Raw genomic sequence first — 17,704 nt, forward strand, 5'->3', positions numbered from 1 at the left:
ATATTATCGCTAAAAAGATTACTTTTAGAAAAACTGATAATAAAACAAGAGATATTTTTGATATAGCAGTGGCTTTGCATAATGACAATAATTTATTTGACAAGCTTTTAAGTTCTCAAAAAATAACTAAGCAAGACTTACTAACTCTTCAAAATTCTTTGCAAGAGTTAGATAAAAAGCGTTATAGCATAGAAATAGATATGGTAGAACCCATTTCACATTATAAAGACCTTTCTTTAAGTGCTTATGATTTTTTAATAGACAAAATAGACCAAATTAAAACAGCGACTTACTCAAATTCCCATGACAACGCAGATGATTTAGACAATTCCAATGAATACACCCCCACACCTAAGCGTAGACGATAAACAATCTTGTTAAGTAGGTATTTAATAGCTTTAGTTAATCTATCAGTATTTAATAGAATTTAGTTATTTGTATTGTTAATCAAATATATTCTTAATGAGTAACAATAATCTATAATTACATTGTTTTTAGAATATTTTGTAATTTAAGCTAACTCTATAAAATCTCAATGATTTTAACAACCCTTATAAAACTAATCATTTTTAATTAGCAATAAAACATTAAATAGTTAATTAAAATTATCTAATGCTAGATTATTTATCTTAATAAGATTATTTAAACTAATTACACTAAACTACCTAATCAATTTTAACCACCTTACTTCTTGTTCTCTATCAAACTATCAAACACAAGAGCCACTTTCTTGTTATGCTCTTGTGTGGTATGAATATAAATCTTAGTAGAGAGTAAGGAGCTATGCCCTAACGCCCTTGAAGTTAAAACTAAGTCTTGGGTTTCTTGATAAATGAGTGTTGCAAAACTATGCCTAAATAGATGTAAGCCTGTGCCATATTGCTTATAGTGTTTGATATGAGCTAGTTTAAAGATTAAGGGGATAAAGTTATAAAGCGTTAAAGAATTTTGTGCTTTTTGTTTGTCTTTTTTAAAAAGATATGCCCCATTAAAATATTTTAGTCTATATTCATCACTAAGCCAAGCATTCAAGCTTGGTTCTAACAAACTCTTTTTAATATAAGCTTTTCTCTCTTTTCTACCTTTACCTTGAATTAAAATAGAGTAGTTTTGCTCTTCTACTTGAATGTGTTTTAATTCTATGTTTAACACTTCGCATTTTCTAAGTCCACCAAGTATTACAATAAGTAGAATACACTTATTGCGTTTTTCAAAGTTTGTAGCTGGCTTATAGTCTAAGAGTGTTTTTAAAAAACTCTTTAAGTCTTTATTGTTTAAATGTCTGGGCAAGCTTTCTTTGGTCTTAGCAAAGGCTAGGTTTTTAAGCGTAAAATCAAAGCTATAACGCCTTTTTCTATCCAAATAATCAAAGAATTGTCTTAAATACATCACATACTTAGCCATAGAGCTGGGTTTTCTATTTTGAGCGAGTTCAAAGAGAAAGTTAATCACTTGCTCTTCGCTAAGCATTCTAAAACTTCTTAATTTGAGATTATCTTTAAAATAGTTAAAGAATAAAAACAAGCCTTGCATCATTATAGTGTGTTTAATGCCTTGATTATAAAGAATATGACAGAGTTGTTTTAATTGCTCTATATTATGACATTTTAAGATTTTATCTTGTGTGTCTAGGATTAAAGCCATATCCTTCACATCTTGAATGGGCGTGAAGTTTTTAGCCTTAGTGTATAAAAAGGCTTTGAGATTACAAAAGAGTTCTCTCTGAGATTTAGTGAGTTTGTTATGTGGCATATTGCTCCCTTATTAAAATATAAAAAGAAATCTTAAAGAATGAGAGTTTTATGTTTTTTAGTTTGTTAGGTTCTAAAAGCGGTATTTTTAAAAATTTTGCATGGCTCCTTAGAGATTTGAAATTCCGCCTTTAAATCTAAATCTCTAAAAAGTTCCGCTTTTAACTAAGGCATAAAAGCAAAATTTCGCCCCATTAAAAGTAAATAATCAAATACATAGTTATTTGCATTACTCACTAAATACAAAAATTGAATTTATCAACGATTAAATAGTTTTTGAAAGTAAGATTTAAGTGCTTTTTAAGGTTAAGAAGTGCGTGTTTATGGATATTAGATATGAAAGCGGAACTTAAGTTCCGTATAGTTATAAAAATATTAAGGGAAAGAAAGGTTTACCTTTCTTTCCTAACCTATTGAGTAAACATGTTATTAGTAAATATCATGTCATGAGGGGGATTTCTTTTTTTTAAAAAACTTGATTAAATTAGACAACTAGGAACTTGCTAAAGGAAAAAAAGAAAAATCAAAAAAAAGAACTTTTGATTAAAAGAGACAAACTGACTGAAAGAGCCATAAGGTTAGTTGTGGCTAGGTTTAGTTTAAGGAAAGTTTTTAATTTCTTTTATTAGTAAAAATAAGAACAAAATCAAAATAAAAGAAAAATAGGAATTACCTATCAATGACATGTTAGTTGTGGAAGGAATGATTAGTCAAGGCTTGTGTTATTTAAGTTAGGTTGTAAGCGGTTTGTCTCATTAGCATTTAGGATTAGAAAGGTTTTTGTTTAGAGTATGTAGGGTTAAGGTTTGTTTCTAGCTCTTAGTATTAAAAGAGTTAAGTTTGATTTGATAGTAGGTTCAAGGGTTAGGTTTAAACTTGCTTTATGATTATGTTTAAGAAAACTTTAAGGTTTTAAATTTTTGCGTGCTACTTAAGAAAAATTTAAGCTCTACAAGGCGTTTTAAAGCGTTTTTGTTTTTAGGTTAATAGTTTGGTCTTATCTTATGGCTTTATTTTGATTGTGGGGCATTTTAGAGTGCTTTATTTGTATATCTGTGTGAATAAGCTAATTTGTGAAAAGAACAAGAATAAACCCCTTTAATCAAAGGGTATATTCTTTATTAAGAACATTAAAGGCAATCATCGCTTGAGAGCATTATCTATTACGCCCTTTAGAGTTTGTGTTGTCATTTTGTTTTAATCCAGCATGAGCTTTAGGGTCATCATCAAGCTCATTAGAGTGCAAGGTGTTAGCTTGTTGTTTAGCTAATTCTTTAGCTTTTTCTTTTTCTAGCATAGCTTGATAGTGTGCTTTAGCTCTAGCTTGTTCTTTTTTACCAAACTCAATCCAAGGCTCATCGTTATTAGGCTCTTTTGTGATAGCTTGAATTTCTTTTTGCTCTAGCTTAGTATCTTTAGCATGTTCTAGGACTTTTTCAAGGTTTAGGTTGTCATAGTGGGTTAAAAACCTATTAGCTCCTATGATTTCATTACAAGTATAGAGAATATCCTTAGAAATTTTAGAAAATTGTTTAATTTGTTTGAGAAAGCCTTGTTTTTCTTTTGGAGACAATGAAGTTTCTCTATAATGTTTTAAAGATTTCACATAATGTTCTTTGGCTCTTTCAAACTCTTCTTCTTTTTGTTTTAAATCTTGTTCTAAAAAAAGTAATCTCTCTTTGGCTAATAAAAGCATGGTGTTTTGATAGTCTTGTAGTTGCTTACTCACTAGCTCATAAGTGTTATCATTAAGCTTGTAAGTGGGGTCATTTTGCTTAGTTTTAAAGCTCTCTAGCATGAATTGATATTTTCTAGCACTAAAATAAGCGTTTTTAAAAGTTTTGAGAGTGGGGCGTTTATCTTTAGAAAGTTCTAAGGCTTTGGCTAAAAGAATAGGATTAGTTAGAGTGTTGTATTGGGTGTTTTGCTTGGTTTTAACTTCATTTCTTAGCTGGGCTAATAGTAAGTGTGAGTTTTTATCTAAAAGGCGTTTGTCTAGGTGTTCAAGCTTATTTAAAAGCATTTCTTTTTTCTTTAAAACAGAATAGCCCTTAGTCTCTCTTTCAAAGTCTCTGTCTAAACCATTGAGGATAGCAAAATTCTTAAAGGCTGAATGGTTTTGTTTTTTATCTAATTCTTTTTGATAAAAGCCTAAGAGTTCGTATAGCTCGTGTTTGTTAGTGTTTTTTAAGTGTTCGCTTACTGGTTTTCTCTTATCTATCCTGTCAATATCTAGCTGTTCTTTTTCATCATCGCTTGTGTCTTTGTGATTAAACAGAGCGATTTTAAATTCAGAAATCTTTTGTTTTAAAGGGGTGCTGTGGTTATTTTGAATGTCTAGGGCTTTTGCTTTGTTTTCACATTTGAGTTCTTGTAAATACTCGCTTTGTAAAGCCTTGTTTAAGTCCCACTCATCTTGTGGGGATTTGATTTGTTCTAAAGCTTTTTCTTCTTTTTCCAAGTCTTGTAATTGTTGTTTGATATTGTCTAGCTCTTTAAGTTTTGGTTCATTGACATACAAGTATTCTTCGCTCAATAAGTGGTCATTCAACCTATAAGCAAACTCACTTCTTAATTCATTAAAAAATTCTTTACAATCTTCATGCCCCTTAAAACGCAGTCTTCTTCGTGTGAGCTGATTAGTCTTATTGATAAAACAATGGATATGGGCATGGTCTTGATGAGCGTGTGGCACAAGGGCAAACTTGTATTCAGGCAATCTTATTTTTAAGCTCTCCCAAGTAGAATGTAAAAGCCCTTGCATTGTCTCTTCATCTGGCTTATCTTTGATAGAAAAAACTAAGTGCATAGTCTCGTTATAATCTTTAGTCAAATCAAAGTCATTGAGCCAACTCTCTAAGATGAATTGCTTATCGCATTCTAAAAACATTTCATTGTAAGCTGTTTCGCTATTTTCTAAAGCATAATTTAGGGCATTTTCTAAGTGGGAGCGTTTCATTTGCCCTATGTTTTTAATAAGCACAGGACTAGCTGTTTTTGTGCCAACTAGATTAGATTTAATAAACTTTGAGTTAGGGTTAAATTGATTGAACTTAATGAGCAATCTTTTATCTACTTTATCGCTATCACTAAATCTAGGCTTTTGCATATGCTTTAAAATATCATCTAAGAAAGATAAGTCCATAGGGCGACTATCTAAGCTTAGTATCTAATATAGCCCTATCTAGCATACAAACCCTTTAAGACTTAACAACATTGCTAAATTTTTATCTAATTCGCACACTTTCAAGCTAAACTTCTTTCCCTTACTAACAAGGCATTAAAACGCCCAAATTTTATTCAAGCTAACGCTAATTTAAGAGCTAGACTTTTGATTTTAAATCTAGCGATTTTTCAATTCTTTATAACATAGCACAAAGAATTGAAATTAGAACTAAATCAAAAAGGTGCAGGATAACACCATGTGTGCGTACACATATGGTTAAAACTTCGTATTCAAGGGACTTGGAGCTAGATTTTTAAAAAATAAGGATTTTTGCTAACTTTTTGCCTAAAAAGTTTTTAAAAAGTGCTTTGATAGATGAATTAAATTTTTAATCTAGTAAGAGAGAAAAATTTCATTCAAAAGCTTTAACCCCATTACTCAATTTTTTAGGCAAGGGCTTGTTAGAAACGCTATAAAAACTTAGAGATTTTTATTGAAAGAACTTGTAGTCAAAACATTAAGAACTAGATAGCCATATGGTAAGAACTTAGTAGCCTATAGAATGAAAACTTTATAGCACAAGCAAAAGAACTTACAGCCTACCAATAAGAACTTGTAAGCAACAATTAGAGAACTAAGGGCTACACGATAAAAACTAAAAGCCACAAGTTAGAACCTAATAGCTCACATTAAGCAAAGAACTAAGGGGAAAATAGATTAAGAACTTATCTGCTCTAATGATATGAACTAGGTTGCTTGTATGATTAAGAACTAGGAGCAAAACACCATTAAAACTTACTAGCAACTCATATAAGAACTACCAGCCCATTTCATAAGAACTCACAATCAATATTAAAGGAATGAAATTATTCTTTAAGCTTTTGTTTAAAAAATTTATGCTACATTTTCAATGATTTTTTAATTGACTTAGATTGAAACTTAGAGAACACTTAAAACTTACATTCTTAATGAATTTACTCACAAAATCCTATTTTATAGTAGAATGCGAAAAATAAAGATATTTTAAGGAACAATAATGGAACACCATAAAGCGCACACAACCATTCAGGCTTTACAAGCCAAACGCAAAAGGTTGTTAACCGAATTAGCCGAGTTAGAAGCAGAAATAAAAGTGGGCAATGAACGAAGGAGTAGTTTTAACATTTCGCTTTCGCCCAGTTTGTTAGCTGAAATAGAAGAGATAGAATATGAAGAAAAAATCAGTAAAGAGCGAAGAATCAACCACAGCGTTTTGCTCTCGCCTAGTTTTATGGCTAAAGTGGATGAGTATATGAAAGAAAAAGGTTTTTCTAACCGCTCGCTCCTCTTTGAAAAAGCGTTGGAGTTTTATATGTTAAAACACCCATAAAATAACGGACAAAAAAAACGAGAGGATGTCTGCATGAGAGTTTTGATAATAAAAAATCAAAAACTCCGTTTCTCTGGTTTTTAAGGTTTTTCTTATTTAAAGCCTTGTTTGTCTATTTTTTGGGGTTGGAACGCTTTTTAAAATCGTTTCACTCGTTTAAATCGTGTTTATCGGTAACGCTTTTAGCTCGTTTTAACAAAGATTAGTTAATTTTTTAGTAACACTGCACTAAATAAAACCATCATTTGAATATAATAACCCTAAATAGGATTTTAAATCATTTCTAATAAGGGGATTTTATGATTTCTAACATCAGCATACACCCAAAAACCATGTTTAAAAACGCTTTAAATATACAAGATTTTTCATTTAAAAGTCATACTAGTACAGCCATTATTGGCACAAATGGTGCTGGAAAATCAACGCTTATCAACACTATTCTAGGCATTAGATCAGACTATAATTTTAAAGCACAAAACAATAATATTCCATACCACGACAATGTTATACCACAACGCAAACAATTGGGAGTTGTCTCTAACCTATTCAACTACCCACCTGGATTAAACGCAAACGACCTTTTTAAATTCTATCAATTTTTTCACAAAAACTGCACTCCAAATCTATTTGAAAAAAATCTTTTGAATAAAACCTACGAACACTTAAGCGATGGACAAAAACAGCACTTAAAGATTGACTTAGCTCTTAGCCACCACCCCCAATTAATTATTATGGATGAACCAGAAACTAGTTTAGAGCAAAACGCTCTTATAAGACTATCAAATCTCATAAGCTTGCGCAACACCCAACAACTTACAAGTATCATCGCCACTCAGATCTGATTGTCTTAGATAGTTGCGAATGGGTATTGCTCCTTAAAAATAGCAACATTGCTCAATACAAACCTTTAAATTCTATATTAAAATCTGTAGCTAAAACTTTTAACCTTAAAGAAAAACCAACCACAAAAGACTTATTAGCATTACTAAAGGATATTTAGTGGGAGCAATTCTATCTATCCTAAAACTTGAAATCAAATCTTATCTCACCAATACAAGCGCGCTATTTTGGACTTTTATTTATCCTATTTTAATGCTCCTATTACTAATTTTTGTTTTTTCAAAAAATACCACTGAAATTTTTTACTTTAATAACATTATAGGTCTAATGGGACTTCTTATTATTTCTAGCGCGATCTTTGGTCTCACTCAAGCTATAACAAGCTTGAGAATCGCATAATATATTCTTGTTCTACATGCTATCACCAGCAACTTTTAAACAAATAACTTTAGCATTAATCGCTTCAAGACTAATCGTTGTAATCCTATATGCTTTTATCTTTATTGTTCTCTCTTTTTATGCGCTCAATATCATCACTATTCTTAATTTTAAAGCACTTATTTTGGGGTTTGTTAGTGTTTTTTCAAGCGCATTGTTTTGTTTTTGCTTGGCAATTTTTGTAGCTAGAATTTTTCAAAACGAACAAAGCATCTTAGGATTTTGTAATATCATCAATCTCTATGCGCTAATGTCTTGTAATGTTTTTGTTCCTTTAGAATACCTACCTAATATTGGTCAATTATTTATCAAAACATCTATTTTTTACTACCTTAATCAACTTCTAATCAAAGCTTTTCAAGGGATTGATACTATATTGGTTTTAGCAACTTCAACATTTTTCATTATTGGTGGCATTATTTTATTTTTACTAAGCGCTAATCGCATGTTACTAACGCCAAAAGAACGCATGCGTTAAATTCTTAATCCCACCATTTATCAATTGTTTAATGGCTCAAAAAAGGGGTAAGCCCCAACCCCTTAAAACGCTAAACGCATTCCAATATTCCCAGTAATGTTGATCATCTTGTAATCCAATCCAAACCTAGCCCCCACCCCAGCGTTCGCATAAAAGCTTTTAAACAATCTCACTTCCCCGCCTGTAGTGATGCTCGCAAAAGTGTTATAAAGCTCGCCTTTCCTATAGCTCAAAGTGTTGTTACCAATAAAACGCACCAATTTATCCCCCATAGACCTCACAAGCAAATCCCTACCAACGCCGCCAATCGCATAAAAATAAGAGTTTGTGTTGAAATAATGGCGGTTCTCCAAAGCAAGATCAATCGTTAAAACGGATTTTTTAGACGGATCGGCATTAGCTTTAAACTGGTTATAAAGCACGTTATTCATCACTCCATCTAAACCGGTCATGCCAATATAGTAATACCTTAAACCAATTTGAGGTTTTAAAATGATGCTTTTGTTTTTAAACATGAAATCATACCCGTAATTGACTTTTGCGTTCGTCGTCCATGTGCTGTATTTATAAGATTGGTTGATCATAGAAAGCAGAGTGTCGTTGGAGCTGATTTGGGTTTTATTAGCCCCCCAAGTTTCATTGACGCTAAAAGTCAGCTCGCTCTTTTTAATGAAAGCTCTCGCATACAAGCCCACATCTACATTATCGGATTTAGAATTAGTGATGCGTTCATAAAAGCCACTATACCCATAAGCCGCATACCCTCCAACAATCACACCCTTAATGAATCTGTCATAGCCCACATTGACACCATAGAGCGTTCCTGTGCCATTTTCCACAAAGCTCACGCCCCCAACGCCGGTCGCCCAAAGGTTGTTTTTTAGTTTATCCCTTTGAGAGTATTTTAAAATCACATCCATCGCATTAGGGATTGCATCAGCAAATCTTTGGTTTTTAAGGCTGCTCAAGCGTTCGCTAAAATCCGTTGAATCAAAGGAAGCGAAATTAGAAAGCTTGGCTAAACGGCCCATTTGTTGCGTGTAAGTGTTGAGCTGTAAAACATCGGTGGAATTGTTTTTAAGATTGGGTTTAGAAAGCATGCCTAAAGCGCTGGTAATATCTTTCATTAAGGTAACAATGTGTTCAGTGGGATTGTCTTGCAAATAATAAGGAGCGAACAAGGGATTGCCCCCTTTAGCCACAAAAAGCTCATTCAACCACATAATGGAATTATTGCCCGCGGATTTGATCGCATTCAAACCTCCGCTGCCTTGAATACGCTGGATATAGTATTCCAAACTAGGGGCTTGAATATTAACAGGTTTATTTGAGACGGTAACTTGAACTTTATCATAAAGGATAGATGAGTACACCATTTGCCCTTGATTGTCTTTAAAGCTTACCACAAGACCCCCATCTTTGATATTGACCGGTTGGTTGTCATAGCTTAGTGAATCGCCCTTTAATTGCATGCGTTTGCCGTTAAAATCAATGAGAGTGTAAAGTTTGAGATAATCGCTCAAGCTCCCCCCAAGAATCGTTTGATTATCATAGCCATAAACCATGCGATGAGAGTCTATAAGCGTGTAAGCGCCTTGCTTTTGAGTATTAAAATGGATTAAAGCTTGATTATTATAAGACATGATCGTAGAAGTGCTAGCCACATTAATAATCGTTTGATGGGTGGGGTTATTAAGATTAAAGATTAATGGCCCTTCGCTCTTCAAATTCCCCCCCACATTCAAACCATTTTCATTCGTGCTGAGAGCCGCTCCTTTAACCACATTGAGATTACCGCTGATATTAGCCCTGTAATTAGAATTATTGTTAAAAGCGTTATTCACGATCAAGTTGTTGGCTTTAAAAGTGGCGTTTGGCTCTAAATCCAAAGTCCCGATCGTGGTATTTTGCAAGACTTTTGAAAAATCCACTAAACCATTAGCTTTAATTGTTCCTAAGAAAGCGAAATTATTCGCATTCACTTCCAGCGTTTCATTAGTTGGAGCGCTTGTGTTTGAAGAATTAGCTTTTTTCTCGCTCATGCAATTTAAAACATTCACGCAAATTTGACCTTTTTGAACGCTAATATCGTTTCGTGGTGCATTAAGAGTTAAACCATTGGTAGCGTTTAAGGTGTTTAGTGAAATATTAGAAAAATCTTGAGAAACAAAAGAAAGCCTGCCCTGATATTGCGTGAAATTAATGGTGTTTTTCCCGTTAAAGATAATAGACTTACCCGCTACAAAATTCAATTCCCCCCCTGTGGCGTTACTAAACGAGCTGTCATTCACAAACACATGGTTTTTAGCCACGAAATTGAAATTCCCTTTTTGCCAGAGATTGTGCAAGCCTTTAGGTTTGAGTAAAGATCCCATGCCCAATTGTTTCAACTCATCCTGTAAGGATTTAGGGAGTATGGTGCCTAAACCTTGATGATAAACGCCTCCTAAGCCCTTATCAGCGATGATTTTATTGATCATTTGCCCTAGGACTTGATTGCTCATGATTTTATTCACTACGCCATCGCCCAATAAGTCATTTAACGCTTTTTCACCGATGCTAGAAATGGTGCTAGTCAGCTCTTTGCTGGGGTTAGTGATGCTATTTAAAGCGATATTGACTAACACGCTCAAATCCTGTGGGCCCAGCCAAGAGATGAGTTTATTGACTAAGGGGGCTTGTTCAATCATTTGATTGAGAATATCCCCAAAGGTCGTTTTATCCAAGAAACTCTGTAAGTCTTTGGCATCAGCGCTAGAACCTATTTGATCAAGGGCTTGATTCAAGCCTCCAGGCACAAAATTATTGGCAAAAGAACTCAAGCTTTGCTTGCCATACCAGTTATTGATGAAATTCTCTACATTTTCAATCCCTAAAGTTTTAACGATGAATTTTTCAAACCCTGAAGAATGGGCTTGGATTTGCTCTAAAAGCATTTGATCAATTTCTTTTCTTTTTATAGGATCTAGCGCGTTTAAAAGCCCGTTTTCACCAAAAACATCGCCCACCGTTTTAGAATTTAAAATTTCCATGATCGCGTTTTTGAATGCGCTCACGCCTAAGAGGTTATTCACTTCAGTAGGGCTAAGCAAGGAGCTTAAAGTCTTAGATCCAAAATCTTTAGGGATCATGTTGGCTAGATCTTTAGGGATAGCGTTATTATTCAAACTCTCTTCATAAACAATATTAGAAAGCGCATTCCCTAAACCTTTTTCTCCAAAAAGCTTTTCAATGCCACCTTGCCCCAGATAAGAAAAGATTTTATCGGTCCCTTGAGCGTCAATATTGGCTTGATTAAGCACCAAATTAGTGCCGCTTTCAAAAGACACATTCGCGCTCCCTCCGCTCCCCCAAGCGTTCCCGCTGCCGATGGTTCCGGTAATGTAAATGTTTTTAGCTCTAAAATTAGCGTTAATGTAGCCCAAATAAGGCGCGCTAGAATTGAGCAACTGCCCTAAATTAGTCTGCCTGAACATCTGGCAAGTGTTATCCCCAACCGCGCATGGCTCTTTATAGCCATCGCCTCCAAACCACACCACGCTATTAGTGTTCGTTTGCCCTTCTTTAATCGCCCCTACAACGAGATTGCCTTGAGAGAAATCATAATTAGCCGTGTTGGAAAAATTATTGATAATACCCAATAAGCTCTTCCAATTTGCTTGGTTTAAAGCAATGCCATATTTCTTTAAAATATTAAAAAGAGCTTCAAAACCATTCGGGCTATTGAGATTGAGATGATCTAAAGCCCCTGAAGATAAAAGATTGGCTAATTTAGGCAAAAATTCCTTACCCAAACTGGCAATAACGCTTAAATCTTGCTTAGTGATAGCTTGATTATAAATGTGTAAGGCTTGTAAGAGTTGGTTTTGCACATTATAAGTCCCAGGTGTTTCATTGTTTTGATTAAAGCCTTTGATGTTACTATTCAAATAATAAGTGCCAGCTTTGTCGCTTGTGTGATTATAGGAATTAGAGCTTTCATCATAAGGGTTTTTTTGGTAATCATACAAGCTAGTGGCGAGGTTAAACATCGCATTATTAGAAACGCCGTTTTGAGAGATCTGCACTTTCAAGCGGTTGTTATGCAAGGTTTCTGTAATCGTTTCAGTCGTGTTGAGCGGGTTAGTGAAACTCCAAGAATGAACGCCGTTATTGAACGAGTAATCAGCCTTGTCAATCTGTACGCCATAAAAACGGATCTTTTCATAGCCGTTATTCCCCATTAAGCCCTGAATGTTTTGAGCTTGTAAAATATTATAAACTAAGGGCTTGTTTTCTGCATCAAACAAATTCACATTAGACAGATTCAAAACGCCTTGAGATCCAAAGCTGAAATTCCCGCTTGCATTAATGGATAAAGCGTTAGCGCCATTGCCTAAAAGGTTTAAAGTGCCATTTAAAAGAACGCTTTGAAAATTCAAGGTGCTGTTGTTTTGTAAATCAAACAAGGCGTTAGAATTAAAGGTCGCTAATTGAGTGAAAGAAATTTGAGAATTATTGGTATAAAAACTCACAGGAGCGTTAAAAACGCTATTACCATTAAAGTTCAACAAGCTTGAGCCGTTGAGGTTGAAATTCGTTTCCCCTTCCACTTTGAGAGCGTTAAAGCTCGCTTGAGAACTTTCAGCTAAATTCATCGTAGAGTTATTTTCAAAAGTGGAAGCGCCTTGGAAATTGATATGGATATTTTTAGCCCTTAAATTAAGCGTCGCTTGATTGAAATTCGTATCCCCATTGAAATTAATAAGACGCACAGAGTTACCAAAATCAGGCGTTTTACCAAATAACGGGATGCCATAAAAAGTTACATTAGCGTTACTGAAATTCGCTTGATTGAAGTTTAATTGAGCGTTAGGGTTTAGATTCAAATAAGACACCCCATTAAAAGCGGTTGTGCCGTTAAAATTCGCCACGCTATTATTGTAAAAAGAAAGGCTTGAGGCGTTTTCTAAAGTCGTTTGGGTTTGGCTACCCCCAATATTAATAGAGGCGTTTTGCTTGACTGAAAGCCTGGAATGATTGAAAGTAACATTCCCGTTCAATGAAGACTGATTCACATTCTTAGACACATCAATGACTATTTGAGAGTTATTGAAAATAATGTTATTGGCTTTCAAATCATAGCGAACGCCCCCCCCTAAAATGGAATCAGTGAAAATCAAATCCGTATTCGCAACCATATTCACATACGATGAAGCGCTTTCAGTCGCTCCGTTAATATTGGTCCAGCCGCTAAAAGTGGTGTTTTCAAAAGCGATACGCCCTGAGTTAAAATTAAAGCCTCCCCATGTGAAATCCCTAAAGTTAGAATTTTTAATTTCCATAGAAAGCCTGGAATTAAAATTCACCCAGGAATGCTGGCTCGCGCTGGTTTGTAAGCCCATAGCCACGGTTTGGAAATTCGTGTAGTTCAACCCGTCAGCGTTCAAGGTTTCATCAGCGTTAAAACTGATCGTCGCCCCACCGCCAGCGTTTGGGTTGCCGACATTAAAGTTATTCGTTAAAAAGATATTAGTTGCATTAAAATTACCATGCAAATACAACAGATTATTCTTACCAAACCAGATCGATCCGCCATTGTCATTAGCCTTTTCTTGAGCGCTCCCTAACAGCAAAGTCCCTACCACCGTAGCCCCAAAGTTCAGCGACCACGCAAAAGCGCTAGAGCCGATAAGATCTTGATTTTTATAAGGCGCGATATAGCACACGCCAACACACACTGGGGTTTTTCCTGGAATGAAATCAAACTGCTTTTTTACCTGATTCCAAATGTCTTTAGAATCAGCTTCTGTGTGGAAAGGCGAAGAGTTGAGCGTGAGGTATCTATAAGTGATAGAGCCTGGATTAAAAGTCTCTTCAAAAACAAATTTTTGGCCGTTGCTTTGGGTGAATTGCACAAAATAAGTGTTTTTCTCCGTTCTTAATAAAGTCCCTCTCTCACCACCATAATGGATCAAATTCCATAAATTTTGCGAGAAAGCATTATCCGCTAAAGCTTGGTTATTGTATTTGATGCTATCCCCGCTTAAAAGCGTGTAAGTGGTTTTATCGGTCAAATTCCTTTCAATGTTAAAAATACTATCATTTTCAATAGAGACTGATCCTTTAAGGAGGCTGAAAGGATCGCTATTAATCAGCGTATTCATGCCTTTAAAAGTGGTGTTTTTAGTATCGTTAAACGAATAGCTACCGCCATTAAACGAGTTGTTATTGAAAATAAGGTTTTGCACTCTGGCGTTGATATTATAAGAATTGAAGGTGTTGTTTTCTAGAGTTAAAGAATTCCCAACGCTATTTTCACCCCCTTTATAAATCAAAGTGCCGTTATCGTTGAAAGTCACATTTTTGATCACCGCCTTCCCGTTAGCACTAGCGTTATCCACGCCAAAATTCCCCCCTCTATTCACAGATCCCCCATCCCAAGCAATATCACCCGCTTTAAGGTTAAAGCCTCCATGCGGGGTTTGGTTGCTAAAATTTGCGTTTGTTACATTCAAGTTGCCGTTATTGACAATGAAATTCATCCATGAATCTTGCAAACCGGCTTTATCGTTATTCAAGTTAGCGTTAGCAATATTCAAACGCTTTTCAGCGTTAAAGACTAAAGTCGCACCCCCACCGGTTTTGGCCCCATTACCAGAACGAATGGTGCCGGTAATATCAATTTGACTCGCCCTGAAAGTGCCTTGAATATAGCCCACTAGCCCCCATTCAGCCCCTGAAGTTTTCCCAAAACCCACCACGCTATTAGAAGTGGGGTTCGCTCCATCAAGGAAAGGGGTGGTTTGGTTGAATACTAAAACGCTGTTAGCGCCACTATAATTGTGGTTAAAAACACCTGTGCCAGCGATCTTCCAAGTCGTCATGCCGTTGAGATAGAACACGGTATCGCTCGCGCTGTTATTGACATTTCTAAGGTTGAACGCGTTGTCATGAATATTCACGCAATGCGTGTAACCTAGAGTGCATAAACGAGTGAGCGTGATCCCGTTATTAAAATTTTCTTTAATGTAGTAAGTCAAGCCGTTATCGGTGAATTGAACATTATAAATTTTAGTATTGTTTGGCGTGGATTGATCCTTATTTACTAGCGTGCCGCTAGGGTTTTCCCCACTAATCCAACGCAGCATTTGATACAAAGCGTTATTGTTATCCTTATAATCCACGCTTTTAGCGTTAAGCAATTGATAAGTCGTGCCTACGCTTAGGCTGCTCAAAAGCCCTTGCATGTTGAAAACAACGCCCTTATTGAAAGTAAAAGTTGTTTGAGCGCCATTTATTTTGAATTGGTTATTCACATTGAAAGTGTCATCAGTAAAACTGACTTTAGGGGTATTATTGAAATTAAACACGCCCCCATTGAACGAGTTATGATTAAAATCCACTTGATTAGCGTTAAAACTAAACGATCCGCCATTAAACGAGTTATTATTAAAAGCGTCTGTTTGCTCTGCATGACTAAAATTAAACGAGCCATTATTGAATTTGCTGGAATTAAACGCATTATTCGCACCCTCAAAAGTGTAAGAAGCGTCATCTAAAACGGATTTTTCAATGGTGGTCTTGCCTTGAAACTTGAAATTCCCTGCTAAAAAGTTCGTGTTTTTAAAGGTGTAAGTGTTTTTAGGGCCTTGAAATTTATAATAAGCCTTGTTGAAATTCACGCTATCAAAAACGCCATTACCGGTAAAATCATACCCCCCACCCGTCCAATCGTAAAAATCAGACTGAGAAACATTGATCTTACCACTCCCAGAGCTATCCCCTAAAGCGATAAAAGTCATGTAAGAGTTTTGTGAAGTGGTTTTTAAGTTTTTAAAAGTGGCTCCAGCGATATTAATTTCAGTCGCGCCCACAAAATTCAAAGTCGCCCCCCCACCGGTTTGAGCGCCATTACCAGACATCATGTTACCGGTGATATAAACCCTATCGGCTGCGAAAGTGCCGGTAATATAGCCTGTTTTCCCCCAATTGACCCCCTCATACCCTCCAAAACGCACCGTGCTGTTAGATTTAGGGATACTGCCATTAGCCCAAGGGGTCGTAGCGTTAAAGACTAAAGCGCTGTTTTTCCCGCCATAGGTTTGAGTGAATCTCGCTTGCGTGTAATTCCAAGTGTTCAAGCCGTTAAGATAAAAAATCGTATCAGCCCTATCATCGTTAATATTTTTTAAATTAAAGACATTGTCATGGATATTCACGCTATTGGTGTAATAGATATTGTTCGCGCCATAATAGACGGATTGTAAAACAATAGAATCAGGGCTAAAAATTTGTCTGAAATGATAGAGCGTGCCGCCTAAATTGTAGGTTACATAGTAAGTGTGGGTGTTATTATTGGAAGTGGCGTTTTTGCTATTGTCCTTTGTGGCTTGCGTGTTTTTAAGCCTGATGATATTCCATAAATTATTGACATCATTATAAGTGATGTTGCCATTTTTCATGCTAAAGAGCGTGTAAGCACTCCCTATACTAGGCGTGTAATTTTGAATGTTAAAAAACGCGTTAGCGTTAATATTCACCTTACCGGTCATATTGACAAAAGGCGAAGTGGGGTTGTTGATCGTAGTTGTGCCTTGAAAATTAACATGAGCATCAGATCTATTAAAAACGAACCAACCCCCATTAAAAGTCAAATTATTAAAAGTAATATTACTCGCATTAAGAATGTAGGCATTTCCTATAGTATTAGCGTTGCCATTAGGCATGCTCCCCAGAGTGCTGTTATTAAAAGTAATGCTATTAGCGTTAAGATTGAGTTTGTAATGATTGATATTAGAGTTAGTGAAGGTGATGCTCCCCCCAATACCATTCCCACCCTTATAAGTGAGCGCGCCATTGTTGTTGAAAGCTACTCCGCTAATGGTGGTTGCGCCATTGCTATCCACATTATCAAAGCCAAAATTCCCCCCACTAACGCTCCCGCCATTATAAGTGATCTTTCGCCCCATAACATTAAAGCCCCCATGCGGGGTTTGGTTGCTAAAATTCGTGTTTGTCAAATCCACGCTATGATTGGAAATCAAATTGATCCAAGAATTTTGCGTCCCGGCTCTGTTATTTTGAAAATAAGCCCCATTAGCGCTTAATCCGTTTGAGCTTTCAAAAACAAGTATCGCACCCCCACCGGTTTTCCATTCATTGCCTGAGCCAACATTGCCTGTGATAAAGATGTCTTTAGCCTTAAAAACCCCTGTAATAAAACCGATATAGCCCTCTTTCCCAAACCATATAGAATTGTTGTTGGGCGTTGCGGAAGCGTTTTTTGTCCCTATGTATAACTTACTATTGTTATAGTTTTGCGTGAAACTCCTATTCCCCCCAGCCCAAGTGCGTAAGGGGCTGACATAGTAGGATTTGTTGTTATTATTTTCATTCACGCTATTGAGCCAATACACCGAACTATTATAATCTTCACTTTGAGCGCTCAAAGCTGAGACAAACCCTAGCCCTAAAAAGATTTTTTTATTAATGGATAGAGAAGAATTTGAATGCGTTTTTAAGGAATAAATTGTCAAAGGCGAGTTTTTGATTTTGTATTTTTTAGCGATCTTCTTTTTAACGCCCCTAAAAGAGCGGTTTTTACTAAAGCGTTCATTCTTTAAATCTATTTTGCTATTTCTATAAGTCATATTTTGAACCCTTTCATATTATATAATTAC

5 protein-coding genes and 2 pseudogenes are annotated in these 17,704 nt (G+C 35.6%); 4 read left to right on the forward strand and 3 right to left on the reverse strand.

Annotation, left to right across the window (positions count from 1 at the left end; all coding sequences use genetic code 11):
• Positions 1-368 (forward strand): annotated as a pseudogene (locus EAL87_RS06690) (nucleotidyl transferase AbiEii/AbiGii toxin family protein); the annotation flags it as partial.
• Positions 369-684: 316 nt separating this feature from the next.
• Here EAL87_RS06690 and EAL87_RS06695 read toward each other — a convergent pair.
• Positions 685-1,752 (reverse strand): tyrosine-type recombinase/integrase, encoded by a 1,068-nt coding sequence (locus tag EAL87_RS06695; protein WP_120913890.1) that lies wholly within the window; start codon positions 1,750-1,752, stop codon positions 685-687.
• Between the two features lie 1,155 nt (positions 1,753-2,907).
• The gene (locus EAL87_RS06700; RefSeq protein WP_162972686.1) at positions 2,908-4,896 is read right to left on the reverse strand and encodes a relaxase/mobilization nuclease domain-containing protein; all 1,989 of its coding nucleotides are present in this window, start codon (positions 4,894-4,896) and stop codon (positions 2,908-2,910) included.
• A 1,057-nt stretch (positions 4,897-5,953) separates the two neighbouring features.
• On the opposite strand from EAL87_RS06700, the gene EAL87_RS06705 reads away from it, so the two are divergent.
• From EAL87_RS06705 to EAL87_RS06720, 3 genes and pseudogenes are all read left to right on the forward strand, one after another.
• A complete protein-coding gene (locus EAL87_RS06705) occupies positions 5,954-6,286 on the forward strand; it encodes a ribbon-helix-helix domain-containing protein (RefSeq protein WP_162972687.1) in 333 nt (110 codons plus the stop codon).
• A gap of 299 nt (positions 6,287-6,585) precedes the next feature.
• On the forward strand, positions 6,586-7,128 hold the full coding sequence (locus EAL87_RS06710) for an ATP-binding cassette domain-containing protein (protein WP_240444244.1): 543 nt from the start codon (positions 6,586-6,588) through the stop codon (positions 7,126-7,128).
• Positions 7,129-7,285: 157 nt separating this feature from the next.
• A pseudogene (locus EAL87_RS06720) lies at positions 7,286-8,042 on the forward strand (ABC transporter permease).
• Between the two features lie 62 nt (positions 8,043-8,104).
• Here EAL87_RS06720 and EAL87_RS06725 read toward each other — a convergent pair.
• Complete coding sequence (locus EAL87_RS06725; RefSeq protein ID WP_120913894.1) at positions 8,105-17,674, reverse strand: vacuolating cytotoxin domain-containing protein; 9,570 nt, start codon at positions 17,672-17,674, stop codon at positions 8,105-8,107.
• Positions 17,675-17,704: the final 30 nt, after the last annotated feature.

Origin of the sequence: Helicobacter pylori (genome assembly GCF_003636935.1) — a bacterium.
GTDB lineage: Bacteria > Campylobacterota > Campylobacteria > Campylobacterales > Helicobacteraceae > Helicobacter > Helicobacter pylori_CH.

What these genes read in the sequence shown, in the direction of transcription:
- EAL87_RS06695 (WP_120913890.1), bottom strand. Translation starts at nt 1,752, where the DNA reads ATGCCACATAACAAACTCACTAAATCTCAGAGAGAACTCTTTTGTAAT.
- EAL87_RS06700 (WP_162972686.1), bottom strand. Translation starts at nt 4,896, where the DNA reads ATGGACTTATCTTTCTTAGATGATATTTTAAAGCATATGCAAAAGCCT.
- EAL87_RS06705 (WP_162972687.1), top strand. Translation starts at nt 5,954, where the DNA reads ATGGAACACCATAAAGCGCACACAACCATTCAGGCTTTACAAGCCAAA.
- EAL87_RS06710 (WP_240444244.1), top strand. Translation starts at nt 6,586, where the DNA reads ATGATTTCTAACATCAGCATACACCCAAAAACCATGTTTAAAAACGCT.
- EAL87_RS06725 (WP_120913894.1), bottom strand. Translation starts at nt 17,674, where the DNA reads ATGACTTATAGAAATAGCAAAATAGATTTAAAGAATGAACGCTTTAGT.